The sequence below is a fragment of the Sphingobium limneticum genome, from assembly GCF_008710155.1.
Taxonomy (GTDB): Bacteria; Pseudomonadota; Alphaproteobacteria; order Sphingomonadales; family Sphingomonadaceae; genus Sphingobium; species Sphingobium limneticum.
Genome location: NZ_VYPZ01000001.1, coordinates 469590 through 483697, shown reverse-complemented (window position 1 = coordinate 483697; position 14108 = coordinate 469590). Strand labels below are relative to the sequence as shown.

Genomic DNA, 14108 nt, shown 5'->3' with positions numbered 1-14108 from the left:
AATTTAACTGATATGCTTTCCTCTATATGGAACGTCCCGCTATATGGGGCGGCAGAATAGGCAGAAGATCATGCAGGACGGCGACGACAAGAAGGACGGGGCCGAAACGGTCAAGGGTACGCAGACATTGATGCGCGCGCTCGACATCATGGACGAGGTGATCGACGGGCCGATCCGTGCGGCCGACCTCGCTCGCAAGCTGGGCATGAGCAAGACCACCGCGCACCGGCTGGTGCAGGCGTTGAAGTCGCGAAACTATCTGTCGGTGACGCGCGACGGCTTTGCGCTTGGCCCCAAATTATTGCAGCTGGGCGTGCTGGCGACCGAGCAGATCGACTATGTGCGGGTCGCCCGCCCTTTCATGGAGTTGCTGTCGGAACGCACCGGCTTCTGTGTGTTCGTGGGCAAGCGTGAAGGCGACTGGTCCCGCCATTTGGAGCGGGTGACGGGGACGCAACGCTTGCGTGTCGCCACCGCGCCGGGCGATCGCAGGCCAGTCGCCGAAACGGGCCTGGGCAAGGCGCTGCTGCTGGATGAGGTGGAGGCGACGTGGGAGCGCCTCTATGTCGAGGCGAAGGACGGCAAGGTGACGCCGGCGCAAATCCAGGCCTATGTCGCGGAAATGCGGGGGCACAAGGCGCGGGGCGAAGTGCTGCATGACAGCGAACTGGGCGATGGGGTGCGGTCGATCGCCGTGCCGATCCGCGATGCCAAGGGGCAGATCTGCATCGCCATCTCGATCGCCAGCGCGGCCCATTATCTGACCGACGACTTGCGCCCCGGCCTGGCGGAGCAGGTAATGCGATCGGCCGAGCTGATCAGCGGCGCCGTGGGCTATAGTGGGCCGCGTTGAATAGGAAGTCCGGCGCTTAACTTCGCACATTTCCCGCCAATTCGGACATTTTCGAACGCCAGTGGGAAATTATAGTGCGAGCAGATGCGGTATGACGCCATTCTATCAGGAACCCGTCCGATAGGACAGGCAGACACAATAAGGGCGCGGCTACCATGGTGGCCGCGCCCTTGAGTTTGGGGGAGAAAGGTGAATTCAGATCACATCCGGTAGGTGACGCCGAAGGTGAAAGTCCGGCCGATCCGTGTTTCGAACAAAGTGTCCTGACGCGTGCTGTCGATATAGAGACGGTTCTGCTCGTCGGTCAGGTTGGTCGCTTCCAGAATGACCTTGAGGCGATCGGTCACATTATAGCTGGCCGACGCGTCCATGTAGAAGGTCTTGGCATTGCCCTGGAGATCGCTGCCGGGTGAAGCCGGAATGCCGCGGATGAACTGATCGCGGAAATTGCCGGTCGTCCGGATGCTGAACTTGTCATCCTCATAATAGAGCGTGGCCGACGCGGTGTTGGGCGACAGGCCGACGAGGTCCGCCGTGGTGGTCACGGTGGGTACGCCACCTGCGCTGGCGAGGATGTAGTTAATCTTCGAGGTAACATGGGTGTAGTTCGCCAGCAGGCCGAAATTGCTCAAGAAGCCATCGAAGAAGGTGAAGGGAATCTGGGCATTGATTTCGATGCCCTTGAGCTTACCGCCCGGCGTGTTGAACGGCTGCGAAATGGTGAACGGATCGGTGGCAACCGCTGTGCCGCCGATCAGGAGCGCATCTGGCAGACCCAGTTCGTTGAAGTTGATCTGGCTGTTCACATTCTGGATATAGCTTTTGATATCCTTGTAAAAGAAAGCCGCGGACAGCAGAGAGCCAGGCCGGAAATACCATTCGATCGCAGCATCGAACGTATTGGCACGGATGGGGCTCAGCAGAGGGTTGCTGATGCTACCAACGCGGGTGGTGGGGTTGATCGTCACCGTGGGCGTCAACACACCGAGTTCAGGCCGGGACAACACCTTCGCACCGGAGAAACGGACCAACAGGTTATCGATCGGTTCGATCACGATATTGGCCGACGGCAACCAGTCGTCATAGCTGTTGCGGACCGCCTTATACTGACCGGCAAGGCCGGTAGGGGAAGAGGCGCTGGCAATGTTGATATAGCCCGATCCTACCATGTCAGTCTTGACGTAGCGGACACCCGCGTCGCCACGAATGGAAAAGCCCAACGCCTCCTCCAGATCGAAGTTCGCCATCAGATAGCCGCTGGAGACTTCCTCGACGACGCGGCTGCGGCCTGCACCACATTCCACGCCGCAATAGCGCACGTCATCGAAACCGAAGGTGCTGGCCCATTTGTCGGGATCAATCGCGGCCCAACTGGACGGCGCGCCATTGCCCCACAGCTTGTCGACGCCGTTGATGGTGGTGGTGATGGCCGCCAGCGTAGTGCCGGCCGGCAATGCACGGACCACCGTGTCGGCATTATAGGGACGCAGGAAGGTGGAGAGGAAGTTGCTGCGCCGATATTGTGCGCCCGCCCGGATGGAGAAGGCATCGCTGACCGTCCATTTCAGGTTGGTTTCCGCGGTCATGTTGTCGGTGGTGTTCTTGGACGGCTTGCCCTGGAAGCTGAAGCCACCCAGCACCGTGCCGTTCGACAAAGTCGGCGCGTAGTTGAAGCTGTTCGGATTGCTGACATCCACGCCGAAGCCCAATTTGGGCGTGCTGCCGCCATCGCGGAAGTCGATCGAGAAACCATTGGTGTCGATCGCATCCATGAAGGTCTGAAGCCGCTTCTTCCCGTCCCAGACGGACTGGTTGAAGCCAACGATACCGCTGACTTCCAGGCTGTCGTTCAACTGGCGCTTGAAATTGACGTTTGCCTGTTTGAAGGTCGAGACGAAATGATCGACGAGCCCTTCGGAGCGGACGTCTACGCCGTTGAACAGGCCATAGAGCAGCGAGCCATTGTCGTCGAATTCGATGTCCCGCACCGAGGTCATCGGCTGTCCGAGGTTGGAGGCGTTGCGGGCGAACGAGATAGCCGCGATGTAATTGTCGCGACGGGTGACTTCAAATCGCGAGTAGAGGAAATCGACCGAGATGTCGGTGGCATCGTCCGGCTGGAATTGCAGCGTCAACGAGCCGCCAATACGTTCCTGATTCTGTTGACTGTTCAGATAGCGGGGCAGGCGCGGCAGGAAGGCGCCGCTGCCCGGCGTTCCTGGCAAATCGTCGCGACGCAGATCTTGAATCGCCTGATAGGCGGCGGCGGTGCTGGTGCGGGGATTGTTCGTGCTGCAATTTGCCGCAGTCACGCCGCGCGCAGCAAGTTGTGTCGCATTTTGCCCGGCAGTATTGATCGGCGCGCCCAGCGGCGAGCAGAAACCGCCATTGGCATTGGCCGACAGGATGTCCACCGCCGAATAGCCGACTTCGCGAAGATGGCGTTTCTGATAGGCGACCGAGCCGAGAATGCCGAAGCCGCTGTCGCCGAACTTCTTGGAAATGAGCAGCGAGGCACGCGGATCGACTTTCTTCGACAGTTCATTGTAAACGCCGCGCGCAGTCGCCGCGAGGACGAAGTCTTCCTTCTGGTCCATCGGCTTGGGCGCGGAGAGATCCACCGTGGCGCCCAGCGAGCCTTCCTCGATATCGGCCGAGGTGGTTTTGCGCACCGACAGGGCAGAGAAGATTTCGGTCGGGAAAACGTTGAAGTCGAAGCTGCGGCCGTTGTTGCCTGCACCATAGATATCGGACGAGCCGGTCTGCGCCGTCCCTTCCATGCCGTTGATGCGGACGCGGGTGAAACCGGCGCCCAGACCACGGACCGAGATGTTGCGCCCTTCACCACCATCGCCACGGGCGAGCGCGATGCCGGGCACGCGCTGCATGGACTCGGCCAGGTTGGAATCGGGGAATTTGCCGATATCCTCCGCCACGATCGAATCGACGGCGGCCGCTTCGTTGCGCTTCATGCCCAGCGCGCTGTTGAGCGAGGCACGGAAGCCGGTGACGACGATGTCGGCAGTTGCCGGATCGGCGGCCTGATCGGCAACAGGCTGCTCCTGGGCCATGGCCGGCAGGGCGACCAGCAAGGTCGAGGCGATCGCGAGGGCCGAGCTGCGACGAGCGAACGCGGAACGTACAGGCATAAATATCCTCCCCAATGTCCTGACCGCCTCCTCCCCGGAGGTCGATCTTATGGTTCCACTATGTGAACTCGAGTGTCATCCTATATCCGTGGTCGGACAAAAGAAAGAAAAATCATCATGTGATTTTGCATTTCACAATGTGGATCATTTTATCGGCCGTTCCATCACCGGAGGCATTGACGCGTCGGCATGTCCCGATATATGGATCATCACACTATTTAACGGGATTAAAAGTTCAGCGCGCCTCTGCACGGGCCGTTGACCTGGAGGGGGCGCCGCTCCGCTGTGGCGCCCCCTTTCCTTTGTCCCCGATCGGATGGTTTATCGCATGTCCGCTATCCTTGCGCTGATGCTGACCGCCGCGCCGCTTCCGGCGGCGCAGCTGTTCGACCTGACTCCGGAGTCGCCCGATCGCCGCCGCGTCTATGAAACGGGCGGTCATGGCGTGGAGCCGAGCCGTGACGAACGGGGCTTCCTTTTTTCCACCGCGCTTCCTGAGGGCGATTATCGCGTCACGCTGACGCTGGGCGGACGACAGGCGGGTGACACCACGGTCAAGGCCGAAGCACGGCGCATGATGCTGAACCATGTCGTCACGCGTCCGGGCGAAACGGTTGAGCGCAGCTTTCTGGTCAATGTGCGCACCCCTGCCCTGACCCCGCCCCCGGCCAATGCGCCGGGTGGCAGGACAGTGCGGGTCGATGCGCGTGATATGCTGGAATATACGTGGGACGAGAAGCTGACCCTGGAATTTCTGGGCAAGCCCGTTGTCCAGTCGGTGCGGATCGAGCCGGCACATGCGCCTACCATCTTCCTGGCGGGCGATTCGACCGTGACCGACCAATATGCCGAACCGGCCGCCAGTTGGGGACAGATGCTGCCGGCGATGCTGGACGACGCGGTGATCGTCGCCAATCATGCCAAATCGGGTGCTACGCTCAAATCCTTCCTGACCGACCTGCGCTTCGACAAATTGCTGGCGGGGATGAAGGCGGGCGACTGGCTGTTCATCCAGTTCGGCCATAACGACCAGAAAGCCGAGTGGCCGCAGACCTATGCCGACGCGGCGACCACCTATCCCGCCTATCTGCGCGCCTATATTGCCGAGGCGCGGCGGCGCGGCGCGCTGCCTGTGTTGGTGACGTCGCCCGAACGGCGCAATTTCGACGAGGCCGCGCGGATCAAGGATACGCTGGGGGCCTATGCGGCGGCCGTGCGCAAGGTTGCGGCGGACGAGCAGGTACCGCTGATCGACCTGAACGCCGACAGCCGGGCGATCTATGAAGCGCTGGGGCCGGACGTGGCGCCGACCATCTTCAATGATGGTGGCAAGGACAAGACGCATCATGACAATGCAGGCGCCTGGTTGCTGGCGCGGGCAGTGGCGGAACGGATCAGGGCGCAGGTGCCGACCCTGGCCGGGCATGTCGTTGCATCGGCCTTCATACCGAGCCGGCCGCAGTTGGACGGGGTGTCGATCGTCCCCAGCCTGATCCGCAGCGACCAGCGGCCGGCGGGCAATTGATGCGGATGAGCCGCCGCGAACTGGCACTGGGCGCCGCCGCGCTGATTGTGCCGATCTTTCCGGCGCATGCGGCCCGGCGTTTCGACGTGCGCGATCATGGTGCGAAGGGCGATGGCATCGCGATCGACAGCGGGGCGATCAATGCCGCGATCGAGGCGGCGTCTCGCGCCGGGGGCGGCACCGTCATTCTGCCGCGTGGCCGCTATCTCTGCTTCTCGATCCGGTTGAAGAGTCGGGTGACCTTGCTGCTGGGCGAAGGGGCGGTGATCGAGGCCGCAGATCCGGCGCGCCATGGGGGACGCTACGACCTGCCCGAGGCCGGGATCGAGCAGCTTTACCAGGATTTCGGGCATAGCCATTGGCGCAACAGCCTGATCTGGGGCGACGATGTCGAGCAGGTGGCGATCATAGGGCCGGGATTGATCCACGGCTTGGGCCTAACCCGCGATGGGCCAGGCGCGCGGTGGAAGAAACAGGCGGGCGAGCGCCCGCTGTCGATGCAGGGCATGACCGCTGCCGAAATCGGCCATCTGGAACCGGATGCCGCCATGATGCAAGGACTGGGCAACAAGGCAATCGCCTTGAAAAATGGGCGCGACATCCATCTATCGGGCTTCACCATATTGAAGGGCGGGCATTTTGCGATACTGGCCACGGGCACGCGCGACCTGCGGATCGAGGGGCTGACCATCGATACCGAGCGGGACGGGATCGACCTGGACTGCGTGCGTAACGTGGTGGTGGAACGCTGCCGGGTCAATTCACCCAATGATGACGGGATCGTGGTGAAGAGCAGCTATGCGCTGGGACGCGCCATCGCCGCGGAGAATATCCTGATCCGCGATTGCGACGTATCGGGCTATGATATGGGATCGTTGGTGGATGGGACGAAAAGGACCACGCAGGAAATCGCGCCGGATCGCGATCGGGTGACGGGACGGATCAAGCTCGGCACCGAGAGCAATGGCGGATATCGCAACGTACGGATTGAGGATTGCCGCTTCACCCGGTGTCGGGGATTGGCGCTGGAGACGGTGGACGGTGGCGTCATGGAGCAGATCGTGGCGCAGCGGTTGACGATGCGCGACGTCACGACCGCCCCGTTGTTCCTGCGGCTGGGTGACCGGCGGAGAGGGCCTGAAGGGACGGGTGTCGGCGCGATCGAAGGCGTGACGATCCGCGATGTGGATGCACGCGGGATCGACCATCGCTTCCCGGCTGCAATCGCAGGACTGGCGGGTCATCCGATCCGCGACGTGACGCTGCGCGACGTGCACCTGTCCTATCGCGGTGGCGGAACGGTAGCGGACGCGGCACGCCGGCCTCAGGAACTGCCCGATGTCTATCCGGAACCGAGCATGTTCGGCGTGCTGCCCAGCTGGGCATTGTGGGCCCGGCATGTGGACGGGCTGGCTATCGACCGGCTGACCGTCGAGACGATGGCAGCTGATCAGCGGCCGCCCTTCGCGCTGGAGGATGTGCAGCGCTTTTCCGTGCGGAATACGCCGCTATGGCGTTGACGAACATATGGGACGATGCTACCAAATATAGGTAGAACGTTCCACAATATGGTTTGATAACGGGAGCGAGGGGAGAGCAATGACCATCCACGCCTTCAAGATGCAGCTGAAGCCCGGCGTGGTGGACGAGTATCGCAAGCGCCATGACGAAATCTGGCCAGAGCTGTCCAACTTGCTGTCGCAATCTGGCATCCACGACTATTCCATCTTCCTGGATGAAGAGACGCTGAGCCTTTTCGCAGTGCTGAAGCTGCGCGAGGATAACAGCCGCGACACGCTGCCCGATCATCCGATCATGCAGCGCTGGTGGGACCATATGGCCCCGCTGATGGAGGTGCAGCCCGGCAACCAGCCCAAGGAATGGCCGCTCCCCTTGCTGTTTCACATGGACTGAAGCCATGCGTTCGCTGATCGCCGCCTTGCTTCTGGGGTCTGCTCTTGCCACGCCTGCCGTTGCGCAGGAGGCGAAGCCCACCGCCAACCTGTCCGCCCCGGTCAAGACGTTCGGGCGTGTGTCCTATGACGCCCGTTCGCTGATGGTCGATGGCAAGAGGATGGTGATCTGGGGCGGCGAGTTCCACCCCTTTCGCCTGCCCTCCCCCGATCTGTGGCGCGACATCCTTCAGAAGATGAAGGCCAGTGGGTTCAATACGGTCGCGCTCTATTTCGACTGGGGCTATCACAGCCCGAAGCAGGGCGTATATGATTTCAGCGGTATCCGTGACATCGACCGGCTGCTGACCATGGCGGAGGAGGAAGGCCTCTACGTCATCACCCGCGCCGGTCCCTATGTGAACGCGGAATTGTCGCGAGGCGGCTTTCCGGGCTGGCTGGTCAACCAGCGCGCCCGCGCCCGCACCGACGACCCCGATTATCTGAAGGCCGCCGACGAGTGGCTGAGCCACATCAATCCGATCATCGCCAAGCACCAGATCAACGCCGACCCCAAGCGCCGCTATGGCGTCATCCTGCATCAGATCGAAAATGAGCTGGCGCTGACGACCCCGTCGCAGCGACGCTATATGGATCATCTCTATGCCAAGGCGCGGGCCGATGGCATCACCGTCCCGCTGTTCCACAATGATCAAGGGCGTAATGGCTATTGGACGCCCGAGAGCAGCAAGGTCGACAAGGTCGTCCATGGCCCGAACGACATGTACGCGTTCGACGGCTATCCCGGCGGCACCTGCACCGTGGAGGGCAAGCCGACCCGCGACGTCGCCGCGCCCGACTGGGGCTTTTATGGTCCGGGCGGGGCGAAGGGCGGCGCGTCCGCTTCGCCGGATACGCCGGGGTTTCTCGCGGAGTTCGGTGGCGGCTGGTTCGACTATTGGGGGTCGAATGGTGGCTATGACTGCAACGCCATCCAGCGCGGCAAGCGGTTCCAGCGGGTCTTTTATGGCACCAACCTGGCCAACGGGATCGGCATCCAGAGCTTCTACATGAGCTATGGCGGCACCAGCTGGGGCTGGTTGCCGGCGCCGGTCGTGTTCACCAGCTATGATTATGGGTCGGCCATTTCCGAACCGCGAGCGCTGCGCGACAAGGCCATGGAGATGAAGCAGCTGGGCGGGCTGATCGCGTCCGTCCCCGATCTGGCGGGCATGATCCCGGCGGGGCGGCCGGAGATTTCGTCACCCAATATCCAGATCTACCACAATAAAAGCCGGGAGACGGACGCGCGCTTCCTGATGGTGACGCACAAGCCTTCTAACAGGCAGACGAACGATAGTTTCAGCTTTACCGCCGACCTGCCCGACGGGCGCTATAGCGTGCCGATGCAGTTGAATGGCTTCGACGCTAAGTGGCTGGTCGCGGGGGTGACGCTGACCGGGCAGCGGCTGGTCTATTCGACGTCGGAGCTGCAATCGTCGCAGGATGGCGTGATGCTGCTCTATGGCCGCGCGGGCGAGCCGGGCGAGACGGTGCTGCGCTATGCCGCCGCCCCCACGGTGACGGTGGTGGAGGGACAGGTTTCGAGCGCATTTGACGCGGCGAAGGGCGACCTGAAACTCGGCTATACCCATCAAGGTCGCTCAGTGGTGCGGATCGAGGGTGGCGATCGCCCTCCGCTGACGCTGATCATCGCCGACGAGGCGGAAGGCGCCCATTATTGGCGGCAGGGCGATGCGCTGGTGCGCGGGCCGGCACTGGTGCGCTCGGCCGTGGCAAAGGGCGGCGTGCTTGCACTGACCGGCGATACGGATGGAGCCGATGGGCTGGAGGTGTGGGCACCCAAGGGCGTCCGCGCGGTTATCTGGAATGGCGCGAAGGTGGCGACCACGGTTGGCGCGGCAGGCAGCCTTGTCGCTGTGCAGCCGCTGAGCGGACCGGCCGATATCGTCCTGCCCGCGCTGACCGACTGGCGCATGGCCAAGGGATCGCCCGAAGCCGATCCGGCATTCGACGACAGTGCATGGCAGGCGATCGACCGGCGATCCTATGCACCGACCACGATCCGCCCGGACGGTCAGCCCAATATGAGCATGGACGCCTATGGCTTTCATGACGGCGATGTCTGGTATCGCGGGCGGTTTAGCGGGACGCCGGACACCAAGGCGCTCTCGCTCTTCTACGGGGCAGGTGGCGCGGGACTGGTGCAGGCCTGGATCGATGGACAGTTTATCGGCGAGGCCGAGCCGCCGACTGGACTCCCTCGACCGATCACCACCGGGACGGCGCGCTTTGCCCTGCCCGCCGGCGCGCAGAGCGGCGAGCATGTCCTGTCGGTGATGGTGCGCAACAACGGCCATAATTGGGATCTGGACAGCGACGATTTCCATAAGGAAGCGCGCGGCCTGATCTCCGCCTCGCTGGAGGGCGGCCCCAGCGGGCGCAGCTTCGCCGTGCCGATCGAGTGGAAGATCCAGGGCAAGCAGGGCGGCGAAGACCTGCCCGATCCGGTGCGCGGGCCGGCCAATAATGGCGGCCTCCATGGCGAACGCATGGGATGGCACCTGCCCGGTTTCGACGACAAGGGGTGGGGCAAGGTCAGCCTGCCCGCGACGCAGGTTCAGGCCGGGACCAGCTGGTATCGCACCGATTTCGCGCTGAACGTCCCCAAGGGACAGGATGCGACCATTGGCCTCAGCTTCGGCGATGCGTCCAAGCCGCGTTCGCCGGTGCGCTATCGCGTGCTGATCTTCGTCAATGGCTGGAACATGGGGCAGTTCATCGCTCATGTCGGGCCGCAACGCACTTTCCCTATCCCCGAGGGCATAATCAATCACCGGGGCAAGAACCATATCGCGCTGGCCGTCACGTCCGATGGCCAGCCGGGCGACGCGCTGGAAAGCGTACGCCTTATCACCCTTCATACCGTGAAAGGCGGTCTGCCAGTGCAGATGGTTGCCGCGCCAAACGCACCTTCAGACCTCAAGGAGACCAAGTAAGTGGCCGCTACCCATCATGACGTTCCACGCAGCGAGGTCGTCGAATCCATCGACCGGCTGATGGACAATCTCGTCAACATCAAGGACGAGACGGGCGAATTCCTGCTCCATCTGGATGATGGACGGATCATCGACACCAAGGGGTGGGCCGGCTGGGAATGGACCCATGGCGTCGGCCTGTTCGGCATGTGGCGCTATTTCGAGCAGACCGGCGATTACAAGGCGCTGGAGATCATCAAACAATGGTTCGAGGATCGCTTTGCCGAAGGTACGCCGACCAAGAATATCAACACGATGGCCCCGTTCATCACGCTGGCCTATCTGTACGAATATGAGCCGGACCCGCGCTACATCCCTTATCTGGACACCTGGGCCGAATGGCTGATGGCGCCCGACGGCCTGCCCAAGACCGAGGAAGGCGGGTTCCAGCATATCGTCTATAATGACGAAAATCCGGGCGAAATGTGGGACGACACGCTGATGATGTCGGTGCTGCCGCTGGCCAAGATCGGCCTGCTGCTGAACCGCCCCGCCTATATCGAAGAAGCAAAGCGCCAGTTCCTGGTCCATATCAAATATCTCTACGATACGAAGACGGGGCTGTGGTTCCATGGCTGGGATTTCAACGGTCGCCACAACTATGCCGAAGCGCTTTGGGCGCGCGGCAATTGCTGGGTGACGATCGCGATTCCCGAGATCATCGAGATACTGGATCTGCCGGAGGGCGATTTCTTCCGCACCTTCCTGATCGACACGCTGACGGCGCAGGTGAAGACGCTGGCCGAAACGCAGGATGCCGAGACGGGCCTTTGGCATACGCTGATCGTCGATCCGACCAGCTATCTGGAAGCGTCGGCCACGGCCGGTTTCGCTTACGGTATCCTGAAGGGCGTACGGAAAGGCTATCTGCCGCGTCATTATGAGGAGGTCGGGATCAAGGCGGTGCGCGGCGTTCTGGCCAATATCGATGCGGCCGGCGAGTTGCAGCAGGTCAGCTTCGGCACCGCGATGGGCAGTAGCCAGCAATTCTATAAGGATATCGCGCTCACCTCCATGCCCTATGGCCAGAGCCTGGCCATCTGCGCGCTGGGCGAGTTTTTGCGGACCTATATCTGAGGCAGGCGGCGACAAGGGGACGGCTGTGGAAGGACTGTACCTCTTTCGCCTTTTGCGCGGACATGCCGTCGGCCTGATCGGGCTGGCGGCATTTTTGCTGGGTACGCCGGCACGCGCGGAAGAGTGGGTGCATGACCGGGCGCGAGCGGGCGATTTCATGCTGGCAGCCAAGGGACGGATGGCGCGGATCGTCACCGATGCGGCGGACCATGAGGTGGTGTGGATCGCCGCTGCGGACCTGCGCCGGGATATCGCCACCATCAGCGGCGCGAACGAAGGCGGCACGGGGCAGGTCTGGATCGGCACGCTGGGGCGTAATGCCGCCATCGACCGGCTGGTGGCAGCCAAGCGGATCGACGTCGGCAGGCTGAAAGGCGCGTGGGAGAGTTTCCTGATCTTAACCGTCGATCGGCCGGTGCCAGGCGTGGCCCAGGCGCTAGTGATCGTGGGGAGCGACAGGCGTGGTACGGCCTATGGCGCCTATGAAGTCGCGCGCGCGATCGGCATGTCGCCCTGGCACTGGTGGGCGGACGTTGCGCCGCTGCATCGAGATGCGCTCTATGTGGCGAAGGGCATGCAGCGGTTCGGGCCACCTTCGGTCAAATATCGCGGCATATTCTTGAACGATGAGGATTGGGGGCTGGTGCCCTGGGCGGCCGGTACGCATGCGCCGGGCGAGAAGCCACTCGGGCCGCAGACTTATGAGAAAGTCTTCGAACTATTGTTGCGGTTGAAGGCCAATATATTGTGGCCGGCGATGCACAAGGTGACGCGGCCATTCAACGCCGATCCGGCCAATGCGGCGTTGGCGGATCGCTATGCCATCGTCATGGGATCGAGCCATGCCGAACCGATGTTGCGGAACAATGTGGGCGAATGGACCGCGCCGGCGGCGGATTTCGACTATCTGAAGAACCCAGATGGTGTGCGCCGCTATTGGGAAGAACGGGTAACGACCGATGCGGCTTACGAAAGCGTGTGGACGCTGGGGATGCGGGGCATTCATGATAGCGGCATGGTCGGGCCGAAAACGGTCGAAGAGCGGCGGGCTACGCTGGAACGGATCTTTGCCGATCAACGGGCGATGCTGGGGAAGGCCGGCATAGGCGCCGCGCCGCAGGTCTTCACGCCGTACAAGGAAGTGCTGGACGTCTATCGCGCGGGGCTGAAGGTGCCGGACGATGTGACGCTGATGTGGCCGGACGATAATTTCGGGTATATCCGCCATTTCCCCGATGCCGCCGAGCGCGCGCGCAAAGGCGGTTCGGGCGTTTATTATCATTTGTCCTATCTGGGCGCGCCTCTTTCCTACCTCTGGCTGTCGACTACGCCGCCGGCGCTGATCCGCCAGGAAATGGGCCGGGCCTGGGACAAGGGCGCGCGGACGATGTGGGTGGTCAATGTCGGCGATCTGAAGCCGGCGGAACTGGGCACCGACTATTTCCTGCGCATGGCATGGGATGTGGAAGGGACGCGCGCCGAGCCTGTCGACCGGTGGGTCGAACGATGGGCGGCGGACACGATCGGGGCGACGGTGGCGCGGCCGGTCGCAGACATATTGCGCGATTATCATCGGTTGAATTTCGAACGGCGGCCGGAACATCTGCAATATCATCTGCCGGCCGAGAAAGCGCGGCAAAGCCCGTTGACGATCGACGAAGCGGACAAGCGACTGGCGGGTTTCGCGGCGATGGAAGAGGCGCTCGGGCGGATCGAGCCGCTGGTCGCACCTGAGCGGCGGGACGCCTTTTTCGAACTGGTGGCTTATCCGGTGCGGGCGTCTGCGGCGGCGAACCGGCGCTTCTTTGCGGCCGAAGCGCATGATCGGCTGCGCGACGTCGACCTGGCCGAAGCGATGCGGCGGGGGCAGGTGGCGCATGAAGCCGATGCCGCGATCGGCGCGCTGACCCGGCACTATAATCGCGCGGTGGCGGGCGGCAAATGGCGGGGCATGATGGCAGTGGAGCCGGCTGACGGGCAATGGCGCAGCTATCGTCTGACCCCGCCCATCCTGCCACCGGTGGATGCCGTGGCGCCGGCTCCAGGCCATGAACGCATGGCAAATGAGACAGCGAGTTGGACAGTGGTTGCGCCACGCGACTTTGCTGTCGAGGCGGGATGGCGGCTGGTGGATGGGCTGGGCCGGCAGGGCGATATGCTTGCCGCAACGGGCATCGGCGGGCGAGCCAAGGCTGCCGTCACCCTGCCCGCCGGGCGTTGGCAGATGGTGGTGGATCTGCTGCCTGCCTATGCCGACCATGATGGCGATCCGTTGGAGTTGACGGTGCGCGTCGATGGCGTGGATCATGCTCTGGCCGTGACGCGCGAGACGGGAAGTCGGGACTGGGCGATGGGGGTGCTGGACAATCGACTGAGCCTGACATTAGCCGGAGAATTGGCGGGCGGCGGGCATGATCTGGCGGTGTCGGCCAGCGACAGCGGGGTGATGATAGAGGCGGTGCGGTTCATGCCCGTTCAGGCTGATCGCGCCTTGCATTAATTTCATATTGCGTGATAGACGTCCACTATGTGGCATTTAATGCCCGTGCCCAA

Annotated in this window: 8 protein-coding genes; 7 read left to right on the top strand and 1 reads right to left on the bottom strand. The window is 62.7% G+C overall.

From position 1 onward, the window contains the following. Positions 1-43: 43 nt before the first annotated feature. Positions 44-853, top strand: a complete 810-nt coding sequence (locus tag F4U94_RS01865) for an IclR family transcriptional regulator (protein ID WP_246171454.1) — start codon at positions 44-46, stop codon at positions 851-853. A gap of 200 nt (positions 854-1053) precedes the next feature. Here the strand turns inward: F4U94_RS01865 and F4U94_RS01860 are convergent, their stop codons facing one another. Then, a complete protein-coding gene (locus tag F4U94_RS01860; RefSeq protein ID WP_150411823.1) occupies positions 1054-4002 on the bottom strand; it encodes a TonB-dependent receptor in 2949 nt (982 codons plus the stop codon). A gap of 328 nt (positions 4003-4330) precedes the next feature. Here F4U94_RS01860 and F4U94_RS01855 point away from each other — a divergent pair, with 328 nt between their 5' ends. The 6 genes from F4U94_RS01855 (at position 4331) to F4U94_RS01830 (ending at position 14055) form a co-directional block, all read left to right on the top strand. Then, positions 4331-5527 carry a rhamnogalacturonan acetylesterase gene (locus tag F4U94_RS01855; RefSeq protein WP_120253552.1) on the top strand — a complete coding sequence of 399 codons (1197 nt, stop codon included), beginning with the start codon at positions 4331-4333 and terminating at the stop codon, positions 5525-5527. Positions 5528-5532: 5 nt separating this feature from the next. After that, a complete protein-coding gene (locus tag F4U94_RS01850) occupies positions 5533-7047 on the top strand; it encodes a rhamnogalacturonidase (RefSeq protein WP_120253553.1) in 1515 nt (504 codons plus the stop codon). A gap of 79 nt (positions 7048-7126) precedes the next feature. Then, positions 7127-7441, top strand: coding sequence for an L-rhamnose mutarotase (locus F4U94_RS01845; RefSeq protein ID WP_120253020.1), 315 nt, complete (start codon positions 7127-7129; stop codon positions 7439-7441). 4 nt (positions 7442-7445) lie between these two features. Next, positions 7446-10439 carry a glycoside hydrolase family 35 protein gene (locus tag F4U94_RS01840; protein WP_120253021.1) on the top strand — a complete coding sequence of 998 codons (2994 nt, stop codon included), beginning with the start codon at positions 7446-7448 and terminating at the stop codon, positions 10437-10439. Beyond that, positions 10440-11555 (top strand): beta-galactosidase BglB, encoded by a 1116-nt coding sequence (gene bglB / locus F4U94_RS01835; RefSeq protein WP_120253022.1) that lies wholly within the window; start codon positions 10440-10442, stop codon positions 11553-11555. A 25-nt stretch (positions 11556-11580) separates the two neighbouring features. Beyond that, positions 11581-14055, top strand: coding sequence for a glycosyl hydrolase 115 family protein (locus F4U94_RS01830; RefSeq protein ID WP_232016232.1), 2475 nt, complete (start codon positions 11581-11583; stop codon positions 14053-14055). Positions 14056-14108 lie beyond the last annotated feature (53 nt).